Source organism: Dokdonia ponticola (assembly GCF_042653865.1).
Lineage (GTDB): Bacteria > Bacteroidota > Bacteroidia > Flavobacteriales > Flavobacteriaceae > Dokdonia > Dokdonia ponticola.
Genome location: NZ_JBHSFV010000003.1, coordinates 16,804 through 41,692, shown reverse-complemented (window position 1 = coordinate 41,692; position 24,889 = coordinate 16,804). Strand labels below are relative to the sequence as shown.

Below are 24,889 nucleotides of genomic sequence, written 5' to 3'. Positions count from 1 at the left end.
ATACTCGTTAATCAAAGAGGTTTCTATCTGCTAGTGTATGTCTTCTTAAGATACGATAGCTTTCTTTTTTTACCAAGTTATTTTCTTTCAAATTCCATAAAACATCCCCTGCTTGTTTTCCTGTTTTCTTAATATCTACAATAGGTAGAGGATAGTCTACCCCTATAAAAGTGTTGCAAAACTGTTGTTCCAGAAGACTCATTGTATAGGGTTCATGTATATACTTTACAGGGACTTCACGAAGCTCTGGGATCCATTTTTTTATAAAATCGCCGTTTGGATCGTGTTCTAGGCTATTTTTTACAGGATTATAAATACGCAACATATTAATACCAGTTTCTCCAGCTTGCATTTGTATTTGGGGATAATGAATACCTGGTTCAAAATCTAAAAACTGTTGCGCGAGATGTGGGGAAGCATCTTGCCAAGGTTGCCATAAATTATGAGTAAAAAAGGAAAGTGTCATCGCACGCATCCTAAAATTCAAATAGCCTGTTTCTGTCAGGCACCGCATACAGGCATCTACAAGTGGATAGCCTGTTTTTCCTTCTCGCCATGCTTTTTGATAGGCTTTATTTCTCGTTTTTTTAAGCGTTTGGTAGCCTTTATTGATACTCACAAACTCCATGATGTCTTCCATCTCAAATTTCTGTATAAAATGAGCTTGCCAACGAAGTCGAGAGGTAAAGCCATCAATCGCTCTTTTGTTCGTAGCTATTTTTCGGAACGCTTTTGCTTGTTGCCACACCTGTCGAATCGAAAGATTCCCCCAAGCGATATAGGGAGAAATTCTAGAGCAACTTTTTCGCGCAAGCATAGGTTTTGAAATATGAGCATTATAGTTTCGATACCTTCCTTTTAAAAACGAATCCAAATAGCGTAAACCATTACGTGTACCTCCTGGTTGAAAAGAAGTTTGTGCTGGTGTTTCTAACGACGGAATTGTGAAGTATGTTTTTAACTCTGATATAAAAACTACATCAACCAATTGGTCTTTTTTAGGTTTAAAAGGGAGTTGAGGTTGTTGCATAAACCATTCCCAGTCTTCGCTCCACCCCTTGCGATTGCGCAACCCTCTTTGGACTCCATTAGTACAAAACTCTACCCATCTAAATTTTTTATCTGGCTGGTCTTTCTTTAAAGACTCCGCAAATTTTTCTAGTGCAATATCACGATCATAGGTAATACGTAAACCTGTCTCTTGATGCGAGAACAGTGTGTGAATCTTAACTTGATCGAGCAAGGTTTTAAAAACAGAAATCACCTCGTCTTTTACGATGAGAATTTCTGCGTTATAGGTGCTCAATTGTCCTTGTAAGTACTGTAAAGACTCCTTTACAAAATTCCAATGTCGGTCACTGTAATGTTTATCTTTTAGCAGAGAAGGTTCAAAAACATACAACAATAGTACAGGAAGCTCTTCTTTCAAAGCATTGTATAACGGGAGGTGGTCTAGCAGTCGCAAGTCCCGTTTTAACCATACTATGTTTACTTCCTTTTTAATAATTTGATGGGTTTTCAATAATGTCTTGAGCTCTTTCTTTATGTTTAATCAAGGTATTTTTGTCCATTTTATTGAGTAATGAGAGCATCATACGCATGCGTTGGTTATCCTTAAAAAACGATTGTTTTTCGTCCAGAAAATTCCAATACAAGCTGTTAAACGGACATGCATCTTCCCCTGTTTTTTTGCTTACTTTGTAATGGCATCCTTTACAGTAGTTACTCATTTTATTGATGTAACTCCCGCTAGACACATAGGGTTTTGTGGCAATTTTTCCGCCATCTGCCCATTGTGACATCCCTCTGGTATTGGTGATTTCTACCCACTCAATGGCGTCTATATAAATCCCCAAATACCACAAATCTACTTCTGACGGTTCTGTCATGGTGAGAAGGGCATAATTCCCAGTAATCATTAGACGCTGTATGTGGTGTGCATAGGCATTATCCAAACTATTTTGAATACTACATTTAAGGCAATTCATTTTGGTTTTACCAGTCCAATAAAAATCTGGAAGCGGATTATGATTTTCAAGGTAATTGACAGAGGCAAATTCGGGCATTTGCATCCAGTACATCCCTCGCATATATTCTCGCCATCCTATGATTTGACGAACAAACCCCTCAACTTGACTAATATCAATAGTGTCTTGGTGTGATCGCCAATAAGAGATCACCGTGGTCACCACCTCCTCTGGAGACAAAAGTTTGCTATTCATAGCAAAACTTAATCGGCTATGATATAAATAGGCTTGATCGGGATCCATGGCGTCTTGATAATCGCCGAAATGTACCAGTAAATGTTCACAAAAATAATCTAAGATCCCTAAGCTTTCTTCTCGCGTTGTGGGCCATCCAAAAGTTTTTGGGTTGATATTTCCCATGGTTTTGATCTCTTGATCTTCTAGAAGTTTTACTAGATCTGAAACATCTTTTTCAAATGTTTTCTCGGTAGGAATAAGGGTGTCTTGCTTCCATTTTTTTCTGTTGCTTTGATCAAAATTCCATTTACCACCTTCTGGGTCTTTATCATTTATCATCATTAAATCATACTTCTTTCGCATCATTCGATAGAAGTATTCCATGGTGTATTGTTTTTTCCCTTCAAAAAATGCTGACAGATCGTTGCGGGACGTCATAAAATGTTCTGAATCTACAGAGGTGGTGGGGATGTATCCGCTTTCGCGAAAGCGTACTAATTCTTCATCCAATCGGTATTCATCTGGCAACTGGTATTCGAAGGCGTCACAAGCATTTTCTTTGAGAAAATGCTTGATGTTTTCTGTTAGAGTTTCTTGATTTTGAGTATCATCCAAGGTGTAGTATACGACTGAATGCCCTTGATTTTTAAGATGATCGGCAAAAGAACGCATGGCACAAAAAAAAGCGACTACTTTCTGAATATGATGAGTGACATAAGTGGCTTCTTGTTTCATTTCTGCCATAAAATACACCACTTGATCATCTACCTTGGTGTACCAAGAATGATTGTGATTAAGCTGATCACCGAGTATAAGTCTACCTTTTTTCATTTAAAATAATTGATTTTGCAACCATAACTTCCTAAACTTCCCTTGGGCATCGTAGCGTTCTGCCTGGCCGTTGATGTTAAATATACGATCTCTTGGGTCATTGCCTACACCTGCATTATACATCCAATTTGACCAATTACTATGTACGTCATAATCGATGAGCAAACTTTCAAAATAAGCAGCTCCAATGCGCCAATCTTGTTTAAGTTCTTTTGCCCAATAGCTTGCCACATTTTGTCTCCCACGATTACTCATCCACCCCGTTTCTCGTAATTCAATCATATTTGCATTTACAAAGTCATACGGTGTTTTACCTTCTATCCACAGAGTTAATGCAGCTTTATTAGAGTGCCAGTCATAGTCTTTCTCAAGAATACCGCCAATTTTGAAAATAGCATTTCCGTATGTAAGCGAGACATATTTAAAGTAATCCCTCCAGATGAGCTCAAAAATGAGCCAGTAGGTGTCTTGATTTTTTTTGATTTTTTTTTCAAACTGTTTGACTTCCCAATACACTTGCCGTGCAGAAATACTCCCATTGGCAAGCCATGGAGACAATTTACTACTGTAATCTGTACCCACGAGTCCGTTTCTGGTCTTCTTGTAAAAAGCTAATTTTTCTGTTTCCCAAAAATAGTGTTGGATGCGTTTTTTTGCTTGGAGTTCCCCTCCTTTGTATGGAAATGCCGTTCGAGTATCTACTGTAAAAGTATCTAACCCTAATTCTTGGAGGGTAGGAATCTTTGTGTTGTTTTCTATCTTATTACTTACAGGAAGTGATTGTATAGAGGCTAAGACAGGCTGTACGGTAGCTTTTTTTTCACATTCTTTACGGAAAATAGTAAAAATATTGGGGATTTCTGAAAAAGCGTCATAGGGAATATCTTCTGGATGAAATAGAAACTGATCATAGCTTTCATGCCAAGTGACTCCTGAAGTTTTCTTTTGTATGGCTGATACCATACGTGCTTCTTCTTGTGTCCACTCTTTCTGTAGAAATATATCGGTAATGGTATATTTTTTTATAATCTCGCTTATGACAATGGACGTATTATCGTGATATAGCAATAAGTCAATATTTAATAAGGACAGCGATTCTCTAAGTTCGGTAATGGTTTCTATCAGAAATTTAGCTCGGTATTTTTCTGTTTTTTTAAAACCATATGCATCCTTTTCAAACAGGAGTGGATCAAAACAATAGACACCTATCACACGATTGCCAGAAGCAATTGCTTTAGAAAGCGACTGTTGATCTTCTACACGTAAGTCGTTTTTAAACCAAACCAATGAAGTGTTCATATTAATCTATAGTCTTTTTGTTGCGCTTACATCGCTCGCTACAGTACTTAACCTCGTCCCAGTCGCGTTCCCACTTTTTCCTCCAAGTAAAGGGTCTATTACAGACGAGACAAATTTTTTCAGGAAGGGATTGCTTGCGATGCATTTTTATTATTTGTTCAAAGATATTTAAAAAAGATTAAACAAATGTAAAAATTGATATAAAAGGCAAAAGAGGCCACTATAAGATAAGTGACCCCTTTTACACAACTCAACCAAACTAGTTTTTGTTATCTATAGGCAGGTATTACAATCTGCTTCTAGCGTAAATAATTGATTTATTTCAGTAGGATTTAAGGTTTTTTTATAGACTCTCAAATCATCAAGATGACCTGTGAAGCCTTGACCTAGGGTAAAAAAAGATAGAGGGTCTGAACCGATATCGAATTCAGAGTTTGGTAAGATGTCTCTTAATAAATTATCACGATATAATCGTACAGTATTGTTTTCGTCTACAGTCACAACTAAATGGTGCCAGTCAGTATTCTCCCAAGATACATCTACTTGATTAATCCAATCAAAATCAATAGCAGAAGTATCATAGATATCTATAAAATAAGGTGTATTTAAGCTAAATGCTTTTAATTCAAAACCATCTCCCAATTGTGTCCCTTTTTGGAACATCACTTCAATATCACTTGGATTATTATTTTGCATTTTAAACCATACACTTATAGAATAAGCATCCCCTTGCACTAATTGATTTGTAGGGGTTACAGGGATCATTAAAGAATCTGATTGTACAAAAGAATAGGCGCAGGTAGGGTTTCCGTCTCTATCTTCTACGAAATTCCCATCTACATTATCTATGGTATATCCACTTATGAGATCTTTAAACTCGCTTGAAAATGGCATATAGATCACTAAATCATCAAATAACACCTCAGGGTTATCACAGCAATCCTCAACAATTAATGTTAACGGGAATATTTGAAAAATGGTAGGATTCACAATAAGCTCAACTCTATAATATAGGGTTTGAGTGTTTATTATTGTGTTGGTATATGTAGTAGGATTTGGTATCGAATTTATTTGATTGATAGCGTCTGCTTCTGTCTCATAATAGGAAACTGAATACAATTCAAGATCACTACAATTTTGGACAGCTTGGGTTAAATCAAATGCTATAAAGCCATCATTCGTATCATCACAAAGAGATAAATCTGTCACATCAAAGCATATGTCTGGTGGAATAAAACTACAGTTCTGATCTGCATTGTTAATCGCAGCTTCTAGTGCTGTATTGCTATTTATTTCTATCGTATTTCCATTGTCATAGATGAGTATTACAGGATAATTTAAACTTGCAAAAATAGCAGCATCATTTCCTATACTAACCATAAATTCATACATAGCTTCGTCATGATTGATAGTAACAACATCTGCATTTTGAAAATCAGAGTTAAATACAGAAAAGGAAATAGGATATTGGAAATCTACACAAGGGATGTTATTTTCTCCTAAACAATTAATTGCATATTGTAATAGCTCTTCTTCGTTAGCAACAGATACTTCCGAATGATTACTAAGTGTTATTGTAATAGGAAATGAAATTTCTATGATATCATCATCCGTATCTGAAGCATCTATATTTTCTTCTACGAGCGTAATATCATTCTCGGTATTGATGATAATAAGTTCATTATTTATCGTAACAGTAACAGGAAGATTAATTTCAATACAGCTTGCATTGTCTAGTATATCATCTTGAGAACCATCATTTGAGGTGGTTTGTAATAAAAGTAAAGCTAAGTTAGAATTTGCATCTATAACCTCCTGACTATCTGGAGTTATAATATCTGACTCTTCTTGCTGACAAGACACCCCTACAAGAAAGAGGAGTAAAATCAGAAAATATGTAATTTTATTGTTAGATAGCATTTTCAAAATATTAGATCGCAAATATTAAAAAATGATTTCTTTTATTTGCAATTCATTGTAGTATTAAACCACATAACTAAAACAATTAGGTGATGAAAACTCCTACCTTTACATTTAAAAAAATAGTTTAAGTTTTCATTTTGACTCTTTGACACCTACACATGAGTAAAAATTTATATAAAAATATTTGTGAAGAAACGTTGTATGCAAACTTTTTTAAGAAGTATGCAAGTGACCTACACTCTTTTTTATATTATAAGTTTGGTGAGCACTTAAATCCCAAAGACAAAGTACAAGAAGCATTTATTAAAGTCTGGGAAAATTGTAAAAATATTACTCCAGAAAAAGCAAAGAGTTATTTATTTACGGTAGGAAATAATTTAATGCTTAATGAGGTAAAACATCAAAAAGTAGTATTAAAATATCAATTAGAAAAACCAAAATCCCACACGCACGAGAATCCAGAGTTTTTAATGGAAGAACAGGAGTATTCTCAAAAATTACAAAAAGCAATAGCTAGTTTGACAGAAGCACAACGAGTTGCATTTCTATTAAATAGAATAGAGGGAAAAAAACATAAAGAAATAGCACAGCTTTTAGATATTAGTACAAAGGCCGTAGAAAAACGAATATATGGTGCCCTAAAAAAGCTAAAAGAACAAATTGACGAATTATAAAAAGACTCGGGTAGGAGTTTTTATAAGTTGGTTGTTTTATTATTGAATGTACCGTTATGAAAAGAGAAGAATTAATAAGAAAATGGCTAGATAATGAGCTAGAACCTAAAGAGCTAGAGCTCTTTAAGGCACTAGATGATTATGAAGATCTACTTCGTATTTCTAACAGTATGCAGAGTTTTAAACCTGATGCGTTTGATACAGATGTTGAATTGAACAGACTAAAGAAATCGTTAGAGCTCAAAAACCAGCAAAAAAATTGGTTAAAACCTCTTATCGCTATAGCAGCAGCTGTTGTCATTCTTTTTGGGATATATCAATCCCTTTCTCTACAAGAAACACAAGTATCCACACTCGCTAGTCAAAAACAAGAGGTGAAACTTCCTGATAACTCTAATGTATTTCTCAATGCGCTATCCACAGTATCTTTCAATGAAAAAGAATGGGATACACAGCGTGAAGTACAATTACAAGGAGAAGCCTTTTTTAAAGTAGAAAAAGGATCAACGTTTAACGTCAAAACCGCAACTGGGCTTGTTACTGTTGTGGGGACTCAATTTACAGTAAAAGAAAGAGATGATCTTTTTGAAGTTGTATGCTACGAGGGCATTGTACGTGTAGACCATCAAGGTCAGTCACTTGTCCTTAAAAAAGGAGAGCGTTACCTCAATATCCACGGAGCACTTACTTTTAATACGCAAACAACAGAATTAAATCCATCTTGGATCGACAATATCAGTTCGTTCAAAAGTATGCCGTATAGTTTTGTTCTTGCTGAATTTGAAAGACAATATGATATAAAGTTCGTTGAAAATGACATAGATTCACAACAACTCTTCACTGGAAGTTTTCCTCATGATGATATGGATTTTGCCCTAAAATCTATTACCTTACCCCTAAATCTGAAGTACATTAGAAACAATCGAATGATAACTTTAAAGGGTGAACAAAAAAAATAAATTAATTCTCTTTTTCATTATTCTTTTTTTTAGCTTTTCTGAAATAAGATCCCAAACAAAAGAAGAAGCTGAAATAAAACCCCTCTCCTATATTTTGGAACTTATAGAGGATCAGTATGATATTCGATTTTCTTATGCAGATGACACGATCTTAAATAAAACAGCCACTATACCTAAAACTGACCTGCCTTTAAAGCAGGTTTTACTGATTTTAGAAAAAACGACAGGACTAACTTTTGAAATTATTAGCAACCGTTTTATAGCTATAAAAAAAACAAAAGAAGAAGTACTTAATAGTCAACAACTAGACGAAGTATACATAAAAAATTACCTCACCTCTGGTATTTCTACAAACAGAACAGGAGCGATTATAATAAAACCAGATGATTTTGGAATTTTACCAGGTCTCATTGAGCCTGATATATTACAGACCATTCAAGCACTTCCTGGTATTTTAAGTGTAGACGAAACAGTATCAAATATAAATATACGAGGAGGTACCCACGACCAAAATCTTATTTTGTGGGATGGGATTAAAATGTATCAATCTGGACACTTTTTTGGGTTAATTTCTGCTTTTAATCCGCACCTAGTAAAGAATGTTTTTATAGCAAAAAACGGAACGAGTGCTGTATATGGAGATGGTGTTTCAAGTATCATAGATATACAGTTAGACGCATCTATCAACAATCAATTTTCAGGAGGAGCTGGATTTAATTTTATAGATGCTAATGCGTTTTCAAAAATCCCTTTATCAGACAAAGTCGAGCTTCAAGTATCTGCAAGAAGGTCTATTACAGATGCTATAGAAACGCCTACATTTCAACAGTATTTTGATCGAGTTTTTCAAAATACCGAAATTACAAATACACTATCAGGTACCGATCAAACTGTAATTAGAGATGAATCTTTTTACTTTTATGACATTGGGACAAAACTGCTGTATGATATTTCAAAAAAAGATAAACTGCGTTTTAACTTCACCTCTATTTTTAACACGCTAGCGTATTTGGAAGAGACTAATGATCTGGAGAATAACAGAGAGGCTTCTAGCAGTGGTATCACGCAACAAAACCTCGCGACTGGGCTTACCTACAGTAGAGAATGGAGTTCTAGATTCTCAAGTGACATACAAGTGTATGGTTCACTGTATACGCTAGATGCTACAAATGCAGACCTCCTTAACAACCAACGCCTAAATCAAAAAAATGAAGTCTTAGATACAGGCATAAAACTTAACACCAACTACAAGATAAATAATGATATAAACTGGATGAATGGATATCAATTCTTTGAAGTAGGTGTTGTTAACTTAGAAGATATAGACAATCCTCCTTTTAGAAGTAATATCAAAGAAGTATTAAGAAGTCACGCACTTTATAGCGAAGTACGTTTAACGACAAAATCAAAGAAAACAGAATTAAAAACAGGCATGAGAGCCAACTATTTTAGGAAATTTGACAAAGTGCTCATGGAGCCCCGAATAAGTTTTAGTCAAGAATTTCTTTCTGATTTTAAAGTAGAGGTTTTAGGAGAATTAAAAAGCCAGACGACATCACAAATTATAGATAGGCAGAATGATTTTATTGGTGTTGAGAGCAGACGATGGGTGCTTGCGAATGACAGTACCATTCCTATTATAAGAAGCAAACAAGCATCTATAGGACTGCAATATAACAAAAAAAAACTATTCATAAGTGCAGAGGGATACCTTAAAAAAGTAGATGGAATTACCGCTAGAAGCCAAGGGTTTCAGAACCAGTTTCAGTTTGTAAACGCTACTGGAAACTATGAAGTAAAGGGCATTGACTTTCTTGTCAACAAACGATTTAGAAACTTGAGTACTTGGCTAAGCTACTCGTTTAGTGAAAATTACAACGAGTTTAACACATTAAATGACGGGAACCCTTTCCCTAACAATGCAGATATTACACACGCATTGACATTTGCAGGAGCTTATAATGTAGGGGATCATTTAAAATTTGCACTAGGTCTAAACTGGCGCTCGGGGAATGTTACGACATTACCTGATGGAGATAGCCCTTTTGCTAGAGAAATCATTTATGGTCCTCCTAATAGCGAGCGTGTAAATGACTATGTACGTACCGACTTTTCATCAACCTATTCTTTCAACCTAAAAGGGAAAGTAAAAGGAAAAATAGGGGTATCTCTTTGGAATATATTAAACAGAAAAAATATCCTAAATACCTACTTCATCTTAAATGAAGACAGCACTATTTCAAGAATAGATAATACGTCTCTTGGAATGACTCCTAATCTTAGTTTTAGAGTTACTTTTTAATATATTATAACGCGAATTTGATATAAGTTTTTCTTCTTTTTCTCCAGTATACGACAGAACGTGAGTTCTGGGCGAGATGAAGCGATGGAGAAACTTCTTTGTGGTTTTTCGCTTAAAGCGAAAAAATACCTAAGAAATCGAAGATTCATAAGTTCTAAAATTTAAAATAGAAATGACACGCATAAAAAGCGTCTTTTCCCTGCCTGCAGGCAGGTTTTGGTTCGGTTTTCTTTGGACGAGCAAAGAAAATGAACAAACATATGATTGTGAGTTGTTTATATTATACTTTAACATAATCAAACTAAAGAGTAACTAATTATTTACGTCGAACTCACGATATTATAGTGTATATCTATCCTTTAAATTATCCAGCATAGTCTTTGTGATTTCTTCCAAGCCAAAACTATGTGACCAGCCCCAATCGCGTCTCGCCTCACTATCATCTATACTTTCTGGCCAGGTATCTGCGATAGACTGTCTAAAATCTGGCTCATAGCTTATTTCAAAATTTGGAATATGCTTTTGAATACTCGCTGTCACATCTTCTGGAGCATAGCTTACTGCCGCCAAATTGTAGGAAGATCGAATTTTAATGTTTTTTGACGGAGCATCCATAATAGCAATGGTTGCTTTTATAGCATCATCCATATACATCATAGGAAGTATAGTCCCTTCTTTTAAAAAACAACGATATTGCCCATGTTTTAATGCTCTATGATAAATATCTACTGCATAATCTGTGGTTCCTCCACCAGGTTCTGTGGTATAACTTATCAATCCTGGATATCTGATACTACGTACGTCTACGCCATATTTTTTATGATAATACTCACACCAACGTTCTCCTGTTTGCTTCGAAATCCCATAAACGGTAGAAGGTTCCATCACCGTAGTTTGAGGTGTATTTTGAGCAGGTGTGGTTTCCCCAAAAACAGCAATACTAGAAGGCCAGAAGACTTTCTTTATCTTTTTATCTTTTGCCAAATTTAAGACATGAAAAAGCGAATTCATATTCAAATCCCATGCCTTTGCAGGAAAACGCTCCGCAATGGCACTTAGCATTGCTGCCATGAGATAAACAGTTTCTACTTTATACCTAAAAATAATATCCTCAACAGCTTGCAGGTCTGTTGCGTCTAAAATCTCAAAATGAGCACTTTGCATCATCGCTTCATCGCCTTCACGAATGTCACTAGCAACCACTTTATCTTTTCCAAATCGCTTACTTAAAGCCAATGTAAGTTCTGTCCCGATTTGCCCGCAAGCACCTATAATTAGTATTCTTGATTTCATCTTGATATTTTTAATAAAAGTACGCTTTCGCGAAAGCGTATACAAAAAGCAAACTTAATCATAAATTTTTCTTGTATATTCCTATTTAGGCTACTTTTGTCTATCAACTTTTTAACTATTTATGAAACTGCGTATACTCATATACCTATTGAGCACCCTTTTTTTTCTTACTGCCTGTGAAAAAAAAGAAACTCAAGTCCAAGAGTCAGAAGAAACACAACTACTGGCTATTGACACGCTCACAATTCCCAATAGCACACAGGGACTCAAACCTTCTTTACGCTTAACACCAAAAGCGCAAGAGGCGGTAAAAAACTGGTCATTATACCAAAACATTTCAAAACGATTAGACAGTTTGCAGGGTGTTTCGTTAGGAACCTTAAAAAATCAATTAGCTACGCTAATAGCTACATTTGATGGCCAAGGAGAAGCAGCAGAAGAAATCGTAGACCTTACACCAGACAATTTAGAAACGCCTGCGATAAATGCAAGATTACTTACGGTAGAAACCAAATTAAAAATAGTAAATAATTATGCTCAAAAAGGCGATCCTAATCCCGAAGAAATAGCGCTTACAATTGTAGATCTTAAAAATGCATTTCAAAATCTGAATCTTCAAATCAATGAAAAATTCTCATTAACCGTAGAAGAAATCCTCAAACAACTTGATCAAGAAATTACTGATCCAGCAGATTCTATTGAACAAGAAAAACCCATACCCAAAGGAAAGCCCCCTGTAAAAATTTTTAAAACAAACCAATGATACGTACTACTTTATTCGTTCTTGTAGCGTTTTTTGCTACAACAGGAATCGCTCAGAATTTAACAGAAAAAACAGAAAAACAAACCATTGATACCATGCTTGTATCTTGGCATAAAGCCGCTGCCGATGCAGATTTTGACGCCTATTTTGGTATGATGACTCAGGATGCAGTCTTTATCGGAACAGATGCCACTGAAAACTGGCAGAATGCCGAGTTTAAATCGTTTTCAAAACCTTATTTTGATAAGGGTAAAGCGTGGACCTTTACTACCTTAGAACGAAACATCTATCTAGATGAAAACGGAGATACCGCCTGGTTTGATGAACACCTCGACACCCAAATGGGGATTTGCAGGGGTTCTGGCGTTGTAAAAAAAGAAAACGGTGTATGGAAAGTAAAACATTATGTGTTGTCTATTGCCATTCCAAATGAAAATGTAAAAGACGTAACAGCCATGAAAAAAGAATGGGATCTTGAGCATATGGAGAAAATGAGAAAGCAATAATTTTATAAATTACTGCTTACGAATACACTAAATGGCACAAATTCTCCACTTCCTTTGATGTGTAACAAAATATATAAAAACACGTCTTATTCACCATAAATAAAAAATCTAAACACAAACATGAAACTTATAAAAACAGTGGCTATTCTTGCCTCTTGTTCTATTGCTTTTACAAGTTGTAAACAAGAAACGGTTCAAAAAGAGACTTCCACTACCATAGAAAAAACACCTGGAATTGTTTTAGAAAACATGGATACATCAGTAAATCCTAAAAACGATTTTTACAATTATGTAAATGGTAATTGGATGAAAAATACAGAAATTCCTTCAGATAGAACTAGCTGGGGAGGTTTCGCCGTGCTACGTAAGTCAACAGATACCGATGTGCTAGAAATACTAGCCAAAGCAAAAGCTAGCGGTACGTATGCGCCTGATTCTGATCAAGCAAAAGCATTGGCTATTTTTGATACAAAACTAGATACGATCGCTCGTAACAAAGCAGGAATTACCCCTCTTGTACCTGCCTTAGAAGAAATAGAAAGTATCAAGGATATGACTGACCTACAAACTGTACTAGCAAAAAATCCGTCTGTTTCTTCTCCTTTTTTAGGCATAGGAGTCCAAGGAGATTTAAACAATAGTGCTATGAATGCGGTATATCTTGTAGCAAATGGTCTTGGGTTACCTGATCGTGATTACTACTTGGAACAAGATCAGAAATCAAAAGAGATTCGTGAAGAGTATAAAAAACACATTGCGCGCATGCTACAAATGATTGGTGACAGCGAAGCTAACGCAAAAGAAGCTGCTACTAAAATTTTAGCAATGGAAACCCAACTAGCAGCACCTCGACTTGATAAAGTAGAGAGTCGTGATGCGCGTAACTATAACAATCCTAGGACGATAGCAGAAGTAGATGCCATACTCTCTTCTATTGATCTCACTAAAATGATTTCTGATATAGGGATTACTAAAAAGTTTGACACACTCATTGTTACGCAACTAAGATATACAGAAGCTTTAGACACCTTCCTCAAAGAAACTTCTGTTGAGGATCTTAAAACACTGATAAAATGGGATACCTTTAATAGTGCTGCTGGCTTACTTACAACAGACATAGAAACGGCAAACTGGGAATTTTACAGCAACTATTTAAATGGTGCAGAAAAGCAACGCCCTGCTGAAGAACGTGCACTAGCTACGGTAAATAATACCGTGGGAGAAGCATTAGGGCAATTGTATGTAGATGCTAAGTTCCCGCCAGAAGCTAAGGAAAGTGCAGAAACTATGATCAAAAATGTCATCGAAGCATACAAGGTACGAATCCAAAAGCTAGATTGGATGAGTGCTGATACAAAAATAAAAGCGATCGAAAAACTAGATAAGTTCACAGTTAAGATCGCATATCCAGACAAATGGGAGGATTATAGTACCATGGAAGTAGCTGCTGACAAGACATATTTCGAAAATATGATCGCTGTAGGAAAATGGGGGCAAGATAAAAACTATGCAGAAATAGGAGAGCCTGTTGATAAGTCAAAATGGGGAATGTCTCCTCAAACTGTAAATGCATATTTCAATCCGCTTAACAATGAGATTGTATTTCCAGCTGCTATTTTACAACCCCCTTTCTATAACTACACCGCAGACGAAGCTGTTAATTATGGAGGTATTGGGGCCGTGATAGGCCATGAGATTTCTCATGCGTTTGACGATAGCGGTGCTCGTTTTGATAGTGAGGGAAACCTAAAAAACTGGTGGACAGAAGAAGACCTTAAAGCCTTTACTGAAAGAGGAAATGCACTGGCAGAACAGTATAGCAACATAGAAGTATTAGACAGTGTATATGTGGATGGAAAGTTTACTTTAGGAGAAAATATTGGAGATTTAGGAGGTGTTTTAGGTGCGTATGACGGACTTCAAAAATTCTACGCAGAAAATGGACGCCCAGACAATATTGATGGCTTTACTCCAGAGCAACGTTTCTTTATGTCTTGGGCAACCGTATGGAGAACCAAAAGTCGTGATGAAGCATTACGCACACAAGTAAAAACAGATCCGCATTCTCCAGGAAAAGTACGTGCCACACAACCGCTTCTCAATATAGATGCGTTCTATGAAGCATTTGATATCAAAGAAGGAGATTCTATGTACTTAGCGCCAGAAAAACGTGTTCGCATCTGGTAAAAAACATAGTTATTAATGTTGACGTTCAACGTTTTTGCTAAAGCTTATACCATGTAACATTGAGCTTGCCGAAGTGTGAAATCGAAGTATGAAAACATAAAAAAACCACCTCAATAATGAGGTGGTTTTTGTTTGGAATAAATGTCTATTTACAAACCTACTTTAAACTCATATCCTAGCACATCAGGCACAGAGGTACTATCCACTTTTTTGAAAACAGTAGTGTCTTCTGCATCATATTGAGGGGCTTCTAGATCTAGTTTTTTTGCTTGTGCGGTGTAATATTCACGCTTTGTAGGGTGCTCTGGTGAGACAGCATTAAATATATGCCCAAAAGCATTTTTCTGAATAATGGATAAAAGAACCCCGATGCAATCATCCCGATGAATCATATTGACAGGCGCATTTCCATTACTCAATCCTGTTCTCCCTGCTAGGAATTTAACAGGGTTCCGGCTTCCTCCAAACAAACCTCCAAAACGAACAATCGTCGTCTCAAAAGCAGGCGTATTAAAAAACAATTGCTCTACATCGTATAGCTGTTTTCCAGCATTGCTTTGAGGTTTTGGAATATCCTTTTCTGTGACGTGACCTTGATTATCATCATATACAGACGTGCTACTAATCAGGATTACTTTTTGTATCGAAGTACGTTCTATCTGGTGTAAAAAATGAGCCATTTTTAACGCATAATTAGCTCCTGTATTCTTCCGAAGACCCGGAGGTATCATAATGACCAGTACATCGGTGTCAGATAATAAAGTGTCTATTTTTCCTGTCACACCTCCTTCTGTGATAAGCACAGGATATGCCGTGATGCCGCTTTCTGAAATGTTTTGCGCTTTACTAGCATCAGTGACGCTTCCTTTTACAGTGTAACCTAAATTGATAAGCGTCGCTGCAAATGCTTTTCCTAACCACCCTAATCCTGCAATTGTTATTTTTTTATTCAATAGCTTTTCTTTTCATTCCCGTACTTCGACTATGCTAAGCATAAACTTCGGGGGGAATCTCATTAATATTGTTTAGTTGTATGTTCTGCGAAGGGGCAGCAATCTCATTAGTAATCTTTTTAAGTGTCTATTTTGTCTTTACACGCTCCTGCCTACCGTCAGGCAGGTTCGCGAAAGCGTATACATCTTGCAATTAAAATATTATTTTAGGTTTCCAATACTATAAAACCCAATGTATAACTTTTATGAATCCAATAATGGCAAAAATAGGTATTGAAATTAAAAAGGTTGCAAAAGCAAAACCTAATAATTTATCCTTAAAAGTGCTTTTATACTGTGCTGTATTTTGCTTCGATTTATTTAATTTATTAGTATATGTTGGAATATACTTTGATTTATTTTTACTGTCTACTTCTAAATCAGTTAGCTTTTTTAAGGCAAATTCACTCAACGAATGCTTGTCGCCTCTAAAGGTAATGTCTTGTAGTATTTTTGTGCCAGAATAATTGACTGACTTTTCATAAATTTCTACACATCTTTTTATTCGATCTTCGGTTGGCTCTGTTAAGATCCAATATCTTCCCGCTGCATCTAAAAAACCACTCTCATAATACAATGCTGCAAGTCGATCCCATAGGCCTGTTTCATTGGGATATTGATTAATCAAATTCCGTAATCTATCAGCAGCTTTTAGCTTTAATCCATTATCTATTTCAGATTCTATTTTAGCTAATTTATCTTTTAAATTCACAATACTATTTCACCCAATTTATATGCTATTTCTAATTCTGCCCTACGACAATCGTATCATTTTTGACTACTATATTATTCTCAAGTAATTCAGATACATCAATCGTACGCTCTACAATTACTGCATCATTTGCCACAAATGGAGTCGGCTTGGTCGTATTGGGTCGCGCTGAAACTGTAAAACTTGGATTATCCAACAAATCATAAGAAAACTCCTTCAATGTAAAAGTAGGGGATACATTTTTAGGCACCGCATACGTGAACTCCAAAGAATCTCCTAATGTCATATAGTAACTCAAAATACCATTACTACGACGTTTTTTATACAGCGTCTCGGTACTATCTGGCTTAAATACTTTTCCGTTGTATGACAAATAACTGAACGGTGTGTCTTGTGCGGTATATAATCGTATTTGGTGTACCGTACGTTGTGGCACAATGGTCATGGTGCTATAAGCAATATTGTCTATAATCGTATCCTGAGATATCCGAATCTCACTTTCGGGTAAATTCATTACGGCTGTTTCTTTTGCAAACGAATACGGCGTATTGTATTTACTTCCGGCGGCATTCCCAATATAAGCTGTGGCGTTTTCAGGAGTATCGCCTAGATATCCCCGCGTCCAGTCGTCTATTTCTTTATTATAGGTTGCCCAATAGGCCTTATCAGTATCGGCATTTTGGTAATACACTAAGCTATTCGGTTGTTGCCGTTCTGGGGAAGGACTTGATTTTGAATGTGCAATGCCCAAGAAAACAATTCCTATCAATAAGCTCAAGATTCCCACCGCTTTTTTATTTCTAAAAACGCCAAAAACAGGGAGTAATAGCCCAAATAGTAGCACTACAAAAATAGTTGAAGCATAGAGCATATTAGGTCCTAAACCTACGGGAAAAAATTGGATTAAGGGAGCAAATAGAAAAATAGCTGGCGCCGATAGCAATACCATAAGTGTCATACTCGGATTGTTTTGTCGTATCAACAAGAACAAAGCTAATAATCCAAAATACACTGGAATAATAAAGAACGCAGCTCCTTGAAGTTTAAGGGCTAGTGCTATATTGATAACCAGCCAAATGGCAAGTGGCGCGATCAAAGAGCTAGCGGTATGTTCTGGTTTCACCATCTTGTGGTAGATCCCAAAACACAAGCTGATCCCTAAAAAAACAAAAACAGCCGTGTAATAATGGCCATTATAAATAAATACAGGCAAGATATCATTGTAAGAAGGATAGATGATTTTAATCAATTCCCAAAACAAATATAGCAACCCTCCACCTAGTACGAGACTCAACATAAAAGCACTAAATCCTTTTCCTATTTCGGTTGCATAAAGTCTTTTTCTTCTAAGCCCATAGACCAAGAGAATAACAAAAAGAACAATTGCCAGCATAAGCATCGGCCAGATCCAAGAAAAAGGATAGGCCACAAACGTAGCAACAGCCGTATCAAAATATACATAATCCTCATTTGATTTGACCGAAGACAAATCTGCCTCTGCATAGTATTGTAAAAGTGGCATCAAATAACTTCCTTGATGTTCTAAGCTACTTCTATCTAGATTTTCGGTCGTATCATTGATGGTATGATAATCATAATGGTCATCTATAAAAGCAAAGAAAAATCCATCGATATCTCCATCTTCTCTCAAAACGGTAGAATCCGTATCATTAGGAAGCATTTTATAAATACTATACATGAGAGAAGTAGCGACAGGATATTTCACATCTGCTTCCATAAATCCTTTGATCAGGTTTCCATTGCCACCGTTAGTTTCTACAATCATATTAGAGGGTCCGCCACTACCACGTGCTTCAAAGTTGAGTGCAAGGGCTACATCTTTTGCCCACGGGTGTTCATTTACAAATAAGGAAGCTCCATCTAGTCCTACTTCTTCTGCATCTGTAATGCAAATAATGATATCATTTTTTGGGGTAGCTCCCGTTGCGAGATACGCACGCACACTTTCAAGTATGGTCACTACGCCAGAACCAGCATCACTAGCTCCATGAGAAGAACTATGTGGCGCACTGTCATAATGAGACATCAGCATCAGTGCTTTTCCGTCTCCTGTTCCTTTGATACGCGCTACGATATTTTGAGGCTTTACCAAATTACCGTATCCTCCATTTTGACTAAACGTAAATCCTTCTTGTACCTGTGGTTCTAATCCTAATTTTGCAAGCTCTTGGGCAATATAATCTCTTACCTCTGTATGGGCTTTGGTTCCGACAAAATGAGGCTCTTTTGCGATGACCTCGAGGTGTTGTAAAGCACGTTCGGTAGAAAATTCGGTAGGAGGGGTGTTAAGATCACTTATTTCTTTTGGTAATAAAGAATTGAAGGCAACAGAAACTAACGCTATAATAAGAATGATAGAAAAAACATGTACAATTCGTTTCATGGTTGGTTGGTTTTATACTCCTAAAAATACGATTTTTGATGTTGTTTCCGCTTTCGCGAAAGCATAAACCACATAATCTCCTTTTAATTCATTAACTTTAAGAGTATTTACTCACACATAAAATAACTCACCATGGGAATCAAAAGTTTTACAGGACGTCGTGCCAAACCTACAAAAGGCAACGCCACAGATATTAAAGTAAGCGATTACATGACTAAAAAATTAATCACATTTAAGTCAGATCAATCGGTCTTAGAAGTTATGAACCTGTTGATTAAAAATAAAATTTCAGGAGGTCCTGTTGTGAACGAAAATAATGAACTTATGGGCATTATTTCAGAAGGTGATTGTATGAAGCAAATTTCAGAAAGTCGCTATTACAATATGCCCATGGAAGACATGATTGTAGAAAAATACATGGTCAAAGAAGTAGAAACCATAGACGGAAACATGAATGTTTTTGACGCTGCCAATAAGTTTGTTAACTCCAAGCGCCGTCGTTTTCCTATTGTAGAAAATGGAAAGCTCGTAGGGCAAATCAGTCAAAAAGATGTTCTCAAAGCGGCACTCACTTTAAATGGTCAAACCTGGAAATAATTAACCCATACACTTTTCAAACCAAGCCAACATCAAATTTTCGGGTTCATAGAAAAAATCTTCTTTGCGCTCTAGACCTATCTTTTCTAGTACACGACACGAAGCGCCATTTCCTAGCTCTGCGATACCGCAAAGTTTTTGATCTGGAAAATGCTCAAAAAAATAGTCTTTCGCCGCTATAGAAGATTCGGTGGCGTAGCCTTTACCCCAATATTGAGGCATAAATCGGTAGCCGATATCATAAAAGTTGGTGTGTCCATTGGGTGACCACTCGGTATTCATTTTGAGTCCTGTCCATCCAATCCAATCGCCACTTGATTTCTCAATGGCCGCCCAGCGACCTATCCCATACTTTTTATATTGCATCTGGATACTATCTATGTAGGCACGCGCTTTGCCGATACAAGAAATAGGTTTTTTACCTAAATATTCATGTACCAAAGGGTTACTATCTAGATCATACATATAACCAGTATCTTCTATTTCAACTTCTCTAAGAATGAGATTTTTGGTCTCTGTAATTATTTTCATGAATACTACATATTATGTGATTAAAATTAAGAATATTCATACAGATAGACACTCATAAATAAATTACTTTTAAAGCGCTTTTACTTTTTTACCTTAAAAACAACACATGCAACACCAAAAACACCTATTCTCACTCCCTGAAAATGTCACCTATATCAACGGCGCTTATATGTCGCCGCAACTCAAAAGCGTTGCTCAAGTTGGCTTAGAAAGTGTTTTAAAGAAAAATGATCCTACATCTATTTCGCAGTCAGATTTTTTTACTAATCGTGCCATCATAAAACAACGTTTTGCAACACTCATTGACGCACCAGACTATCAAAATTGTGCTATTATCCCTTCGGTGTCGTATGGCATTGCGACGGTATCAAAAAATATACATTTACAAAAAGGAGATGAAATCCTATTGATCGATGAGCAGTTTCCTAGTAATGTATACGCTTGGCGCGAAAAAGCAAACACAACGGGTGCTATCATTAATGTAGTGGCACCGCCAAAAACCTTTGAAAACCGAGGAAAACAGTGGAATGTAGCAATTCTTGAAGCGATCAACCCTAAGACAAAAGTAGTTGCTATGGGGCATATCCATTGGGCAGATGGTACGTTGTTTGATTTGATTTCTATTCGTAAAAAAGCCCATGAAGTCGGCGCCAAACTCGTCATAGACGGCACCCAAAGTGTAGGAGCACTTCCGTTTTCTGTCAAGGAAATTCAACCAGATGCGTTGATTGTAGGAGGATATAAATGGTTATTAGGTCCTTATTCTATTGGAATGGCGTATTACGCCAATACCTTTAACGACGGGCAACCCCTAGAATATAATTGGATGAATCGAAAAAATAGTGAGGATTTTAGTCAGTTGATTCATTATCAAGACGAATACCAAGCCAAAGCTGATCGGTTTTGCGTGGGAGAATCTAGTAATTTTATACTCCTCCCCATGCAAATCAGCGCTATTGAGCAATTACTAGCATGGGGTATTCAAAATATTCAGGACTATTGTGATTCGATTTCTGCAACAGCCATTCAACAATTACGCGAGAAAGGCTGTTTTATAGAGCAGGCAGAGTATCGTTCCAAACATCTCTTTGGGGTGTATCTCCCTGATCATATCAAGATGGATGCTGTCAAAGACCGCTTTCGCGAAAGCGGAATCTCCGTAGGCATTCGTGGCAAAGCCATTCGAGTCGCTCCCCACGTGTATAATACTGCCGAAGATTTTGAAAAATTTGTCGCTTGTTTTTATTAAAATGAGAAAAACACTAAATTTTAATGAGCTTGTAGAAAGAAGAATGTTCCTTCTGATGGGTTTTACCTATCTAATGGCGTTTTACACAACATCGTATGAGGAAAGATCTTTAATCAAACAATAGGACCTCTGTTTGATCCTACCTATTATTTAAAAGTAATCATGATTTATGATTGGGCTATCATTTTAACTCTCTATGCTCTTATAGGCTTATTAAGATTCAAAACCAGCGTCATACTCTCCAAAATTCATTTATTTACAACAATAACACTTATTATTATTTTTGAATTTCAATTTATTTTTGATGGTGCATATTTTCTTATTTTATTTCTTTCTTATCTAAGTTTTATTTTAAATATCATCAACAGTTTGTATCGCAGAGAAAAAGTGTAAGAAGTATCAACTAAGCATCGTTTTTTAAATAAATCATAGCAAGATCCCGCTGGAAAAGCGGGATTATTTCAACGTACAATTTTGAGTGCATCTTTCAGATTTCTCAAAATTGAGTTTCAATAAAGCATAGTGAGATCCCGCTGAGAAAGCGGGATTATTTCAACTTGCAATTTTGAGTGCATCTTTCAGATTTCTCAAAATTGAGTTTCAATAAAGCATAGTGAGATCCCGCTGGGAAAGCGGGATTATTTCAACTTGCAATTTTGAGTGCATCTTTCAGATTTCTCAAAATTGAGTTTCAATAATAATTTTAATGGTCTGAGCAATACCCTACCTTTGCGGTCTATTTAAATACATTCCCATGAACAAAGACACTTTAGAACTTTCTAAAGAAGAAATGAAAGCCTACGGATATAGCGTCGTAGATGCTGTGGTAGCGCATTATGATACGCTTAATGACAGAAGTCCAATCGCGACGGGCAATCGTAAAGAAATGGATCACTTATTTCTAGAAGAAGCGCCAGAAAAGTCTTCAGACCCTAAAGAAGTATTAGATTTTGTGATTGATAAGGTGATGAATAAAGGAGCGATTGCGGCACATCCTAAGTTCTTTTCATTTGTACCAGGTCCTAGTAATTACATCAGTGCCATGGCAGATACATTAGCAACAGGATATAATGTGTTCTCTGGAGGATGGTCACAATCACCCCCTGCTGCCGAGCTTGAGATTGTCACCATTAGTTGGTTACTCAAAATTTTTGGCCTTCCTGTAAAAAAAGGAGGCGGGATTTTTACCAGTGGAGGTTCTATGGCAAATCTTACCGCTATTGTCACCGCTAGAGGCGTCATGTGTGGGGATGATTTTTCAAAGGCGGTTATTTACCTATCTGATCAAGCTCATTCTAGTAATATCAAAGCGATTAGAACCATTGGCTTTCGGAAAGAACAAATACGCTTAATCCCAACCGATTCTGAATTTAAGTTTTCGACCATAAAACTAAAAAATGCCATTGCAAAAGATCGTCTGGAAGGATATCATCCTTTTTGTGTGATTGCAACTGCAGGAACCACCAATACAGGAACCGTCGATCCGCTGACAGAGATTTCTAAGATTTGTAAAGAAGAAAAATTGTGGTTTCATATAGACGGTGCCTATGGAGGGGCAGCGATTTTAGACAAAAAAGGCAAAGAACTCCTCAAAGGAATCTCTAAAGCAGACTCGATTACCGTAGACCCTCATAAATGGTTTTTTCAACCGTATGAAATGGGATGCCTATTAATACGGAATCACAAACACCTTAAAAGCACCTTTGTAGAAAAACCAGAATACCTGCGCGATATCGAAGGGAATGAGTCTGAGATTAATTTTTATGATCATGGCGTGCAGCTTACCCGTCGTTTTAGAGCGTTAAAATTCTACATGTCTCTTAAAACATTTGGATTAGAGGCATTTAGAAATGCCATCACATACAACATAACCCTCGCTGAAAAAACAGAAAAACTCCTTCGTAAGAGTTCGCAATGGGAAATTGTTTCTCCTGCAACTTTGGCAATTATTAATTTTAGGTATAATCCTATTGGCAACCAACTTTCTGAAAAAGAACTCGATGCCTTGAACCAAAAAATATCCGAAAGCGTGATGGCTTCCAAGGAAGCTTTTCTGGTCACTACGGTCTTAAATGGTCAAGTGGTATTGAGGATGTGCTTGATTAATCCGCGAACTAGTTTTCAGGATGTAAAAGACACCATTGCTCTTTGTGAAGGGTTTGCTTGATAAAGATGTAACATAAGTTAATCGCCTTCCTGATCCTTTTAGATTTACTGATAATCAATAAGTTAAAATATCATATAGGCTCAGGAAGACAATTAAAAATACTTTTTCAAAAAATCTATTAGTATATAAAACGTGTTATTCTGCTTCATAATTAGTTAGTACATCAAGATCTGCTTCATATTTTTTAAGCTTTGTGTCATAATCCTTATAAATAAATTTAGATAAAAGAATCATTACAACTAGTAATACCCCATAAACAACAACGGAATATCCTATTTTTTCTGGTGCTATAAAAATATCAAAATTATTTCTCCATTTTGCAAAAGCAAGTCCTATTGCTGCAAACCAAATAGCTACGATAGACATATCATATATCGCTGTACGCGCTGTATGCAATCTAAAATTAGTAATCTCTTTTTGTAATTGGATAAGACTCAGTTTCCCATAATCTATCTTTTTTAAGACACTATGCTGGAAATAAGAGAAAACCATCGTCCCAGAAGCGACCAAAAGTATTAATATATATGGAAATGAATTTCTTACAGTGTATATCATACACAAGGAGAGAAACGCATATACCAATGCCATATTTTTCCCTGCAAGCGATATTTTTAAAAGTTGATCAAACCCTGTTTTTGCTTTATTAAACTCTAGTTTATTTATTTTTTCTTCATTGACTTTAACACGTGCTTCTAATTGGCTCATGTCTTCTTTCCAAATGCTTTTTATATCATCTATATTCATAATTTCTACTTTTTAGTTGATGAAAGTTGTTGTTTCCATCGGTTTTTAATTCGGTTAATTTTTGTGGCAACATTCGTTTTTGAAATTCCTAAAATCCTTGCAATGACCTCGTAATCTTTGTCTTCTAGGTAAAGAAATATCAGGGCTTTATCAAATTCATTCAGTTCAGCTAACAACTTTTGTAAAAGATCTTGCTCATAGCTCCCTTCACTAGTATCGGGAGCAGGTGTAAATTCAAGCAAACCAGTATCTAATCTAATGGTATTGTCTTTCTTTTTAAATGTTTTACGATAATGAGAAATAGCGACATTCATTGAGATTCTATACAACCATGTGGTCATTGCATAAGTGTCATTATACGTGTCTAGAGATTTCCATATCTGTATAAGAATTTCTTGCTCTAAATCCTTTTTATCATCATCGTCGGTACAGTACATTGTGATCACTTTATATAAAATGCCTTTATACTTTTCGATAATTTCAATAAATGTTGCCTGCTTATTCAAACGATTCCGTTTTGTTGTTATACCCTATTATTCGCATCAATTTTAA

At 36.1% G+C, this 24,889-nt stretch carries 21 protein-coding genes; 9 read left to right on the top strand and 12 right to left on the bottom strand.

All coding sequences use genetic code 11. From position 1 onward, the window contains the following. Nucleotides 1–7: 7 nt before the first annotated feature. From ACFO3O_RS06585 to ACFO3O_RS06565, 5 genes are all read right to left on the bottom strand, one after another. Complete coding sequence (locus ACFO3O_RS06585) at nucleotides 8–1,522, bottom strand: cryptochrome/deoxyribodipyrimidine photo-lyase family protein (protein ID WP_379977777.1); 1,515 nt, start codon at nucleotides 1,520–1,522, stop codon at nucleotides 8–10. Then, nucleotides 1,500–3,035 carry a cryptochrome/photolyase family protein gene (locus ACFO3O_RS06580; protein ID WP_379977776.1) on the bottom strand — a complete coding sequence of 512 codons (1,536 nt, stop codon included), beginning with the start codon at nucleotides 3,033–3,035 and terminating at the stop codon, nucleotides 1,500–1,502. Before ACFO3O_RS06580 ends, ACFO3O_RS06585 begins: the two co-directional genes overlap by 23 nt. Continuing rightward, nucleotides 3,036–4,334, bottom strand: coding sequence for a DASH family cryptochrome (locus tag ACFO3O_RS06575; RefSeq protein ID WP_379977775.1), 1,299 nt, complete (start codon nucleotides 4,332–4,334; stop codon nucleotides 3,036–3,038). Nucleotide 4,335: 1 nt separating this feature from the next. After that, complete coding sequence (locus tag ACFO3O_RS06570) at nucleotides 4,336–4,479, bottom strand: DUF2256 domain-containing protein (RefSeq protein WP_379977774.1); 144 nt, start codon at nucleotides 4,477–4,479, stop codon at nucleotides 4,336–4,338. A gap of 128 nt (nucleotides 4,480–4,607) precedes the next feature. Continuing rightward, nucleotides 4,608–6,254, bottom strand: a complete 1,647-nt coding sequence (locus tag ACFO3O_RS06565) for a LamG domain-containing protein (protein ID WP_379977773.1) — start codon at nucleotides 6,252–6,254, stop codon at nucleotides 4,608–4,610. Between the two features lie 161 nt (nucleotides 6,255–6,415). Here ACFO3O_RS06565 and ACFO3O_RS06560 point away from each other — a divergent pair, with 161 nt between their 5' ends. From ACFO3O_RS06560 to ACFO3O_RS06550, 3 genes are read left to right on the top strand one after another with little or no spacing between them, the layout of a single operon-like run. After that, nucleotides 6,416–6,931 (top strand): RNA polymerase sigma factor, encoded by a 516-nt coding sequence (locus ACFO3O_RS06560; RefSeq protein WP_379977771.1) that lies wholly within the window; start codon nucleotides 6,416–6,418, stop codon nucleotides 6,929–6,931. A 56-nt stretch (nucleotides 6,932–6,987) separates the two neighbouring features. Further along, nucleotides 6,988–7,890, top strand: a complete 903-nt coding sequence (locus tag ACFO3O_RS06555; protein WP_379977770.1) for a FecR family protein — start codon at nucleotides 6,988–6,990, stop codon at nucleotides 7,888–7,890. Continuing rightward, on the top strand, nucleotides 7,874–10,192 hold the full coding sequence (locus ACFO3O_RS06550; RefSeq protein WP_379977769.1) for a TonB-dependent receptor plug domain-containing protein: 2,319 nt from the start codon (nucleotides 7,874–7,876) through the stop codon (nucleotides 10,190–10,192). The genes ACFO3O_RS06555 and ACFO3O_RS06550 overlap by 17 nt, the downstream gene beginning before the upstream one ends. Before the next feature lie 339 nt (nucleotides 10,193–10,531). Here the strand turns inward: ACFO3O_RS06550 and ACFO3O_RS06545 are convergent, their stop codons facing one another. Beyond that, nucleotides 10,532–11,485, bottom strand: coding sequence for an NAD-dependent epimerase/dehydratase family protein (locus ACFO3O_RS06545; RefSeq protein ID WP_379977768.1), 954 nt, complete (start codon nucleotides 11,483–11,485; stop codon nucleotides 10,532–10,534). Between the two features lie 121 nt (nucleotides 11,486–11,606). On the opposite strand from ACFO3O_RS06545, the gene ACFO3O_RS06540 reads away from it, so the two are divergent. From ACFO3O_RS06540 to ACFO3O_RS06530, 3 genes are all read left to right on the top strand, one after another. Further along, complete coding sequence (locus ACFO3O_RS06540) at nucleotides 11,607–12,248, top strand: hypothetical protein (RefSeq protein ID WP_379977766.1); 642 nt, start codon at nucleotides 11,607–11,609, stop codon at nucleotides 12,246–12,248. Further along, nucleotides 12,245–12,754 carry a nuclear transport factor 2 family protein gene (locus tag ACFO3O_RS06535; protein ID WP_379977765.1) on the top strand — a complete coding sequence of 170 codons (510 nt, stop codon included), beginning with the start codon at nucleotides 12,245–12,247 and terminating at the stop codon, nucleotides 12,752–12,754. The genes ACFO3O_RS06540 and ACFO3O_RS06535 overlap by 4 nt, the downstream gene beginning before the upstream one ends. 120 nt (nucleotides 12,755–12,874) lie before the next feature. Next, on the top strand, nucleotides 12,875–14,941 hold the full coding sequence (locus ACFO3O_RS06530; protein ID WP_379977764.1) for a M13 family metallopeptidase: 2,067 nt from the start codon (nucleotides 12,875–12,877) through the stop codon (nucleotides 14,939–14,941). 149 nt (nucleotides 14,942–15,090) lie between these two features. On the opposite strand, the gene ACFO3O_RS06525 is transcribed toward ACFO3O_RS06530, so the two are convergent. The 3 genes from ACFO3O_RS06525 to ACFO3O_RS06515 all read right to left on the bottom strand — a co-directional run bounded on the left by ACFO3O_RS06525 (nucleotide 15,091) and on the right by ACFO3O_RS06515 (nucleotide 19,049). After that, nucleotides 15,091–15,894: an SDR family oxidoreductase gene (locus tag ACFO3O_RS06525; RefSeq protein ID WP_379977763.1), complete on the bottom strand. Its 804-nt coding sequence runs from the start codon at nucleotides 15,892–15,894 to the stop codon at nucleotides 15,091–15,093. 220 nt (nucleotides 15,895–16,114) lie between these two features. Further along, nucleotides 16,115–16,645, bottom strand: coding sequence for a DUF6584 family protein (locus ACFO3O_RS06520; RefSeq protein ID WP_379977762.1), 531 nt, complete (start codon nucleotides 16,643–16,645; stop codon nucleotides 16,115–16,117). A 31-nt stretch (nucleotides 16,646–16,676) separates the two neighbouring features. Then, nucleotides 16,677–19,049 carry a M28 family peptidase gene (locus tag ACFO3O_RS06515; protein ID WP_379977761.1) on the bottom strand — a complete coding sequence of 791 codons (2,373 nt, stop codon included), beginning with the start codon at nucleotides 19,047–19,049 and terminating at the stop codon, nucleotides 16,677–16,679. Nucleotides 19,050–19,181: 132 nt separating this feature from the next. Here ACFO3O_RS06515 and ACFO3O_RS06510 point away from each other — a divergent pair, with 132 nt between their 5' ends. Next, complete coding sequence (locus ACFO3O_RS06510) at nucleotides 19,182–19,646, top strand: CBS domain-containing protein (RefSeq protein ID WP_379977760.1); 465 nt, start codon at nucleotides 19,182–19,184, stop codon at nucleotides 19,644–19,646. On the opposite strand, the gene ACFO3O_RS06505 is transcribed toward ACFO3O_RS06510, so the two are convergent. Continuing rightward, complete coding sequence (locus ACFO3O_RS06505; RefSeq protein WP_379977759.1) at nucleotides 19,647–20,177, bottom strand: GNAT family N-acetyltransferase; 531 nt, start codon at nucleotides 20,175–20,177, stop codon at nucleotides 19,647–19,649. Between the two features lie 106 nt (nucleotides 20,178–20,283). Here ACFO3O_RS06505 and ACFO3O_RS06500 point away from each other — a divergent pair, with 106 nt between their 5' ends. Together ACFO3O_RS06500 and ACFO3O_RS06495 are read left to right on the top strand one after the other, a co-directional pair. After that, complete coding sequence (locus ACFO3O_RS06500) at nucleotides 20,284–21,426, top strand: aminotransferase class V-fold PLP-dependent enzyme (RefSeq protein ID WP_379977758.1); 1,143 nt, start codon at nucleotides 20,284–20,286, stop codon at nucleotides 21,424–21,426. A gap of 754 nt (nucleotides 21,427–22,180) precedes the next feature. After that, entirely contained in the window at nucleotides 22,181–23,593 is a 1,413-nt protein-coding gene (locus ACFO3O_RS06495; protein ID WP_379977757.1) for a pyridoxal phosphate-dependent decarboxylase family protein, read from the top strand. 135 nt (nucleotides 23,594–23,728) lie between these two features. On the opposite strand, the gene ACFO3O_RS06490 is transcribed toward ACFO3O_RS06495, so the two are convergent. Further along, on the bottom strand, nucleotides 23,729–24,337 hold the full coding sequence (locus tag ACFO3O_RS06490) for a hypothetical protein (protein WP_379977756.1): 609 nt from the start codon (nucleotides 24,335–24,337) through the stop codon (nucleotides 23,729–23,731). Nucleotides 24,338–24,342: 5 nt separating this feature from the next. After that, nucleotides 24,343–24,843 (bottom strand): RNA polymerase sigma factor, encoded by a 501-nt coding sequence (locus ACFO3O_RS06485; RefSeq protein WP_379977755.1) that lies wholly within the window; start codon nucleotides 24,841–24,843, stop codon nucleotides 24,343–24,345. Nucleotides 24,844–24,889 lie beyond the last annotated feature (46 nt).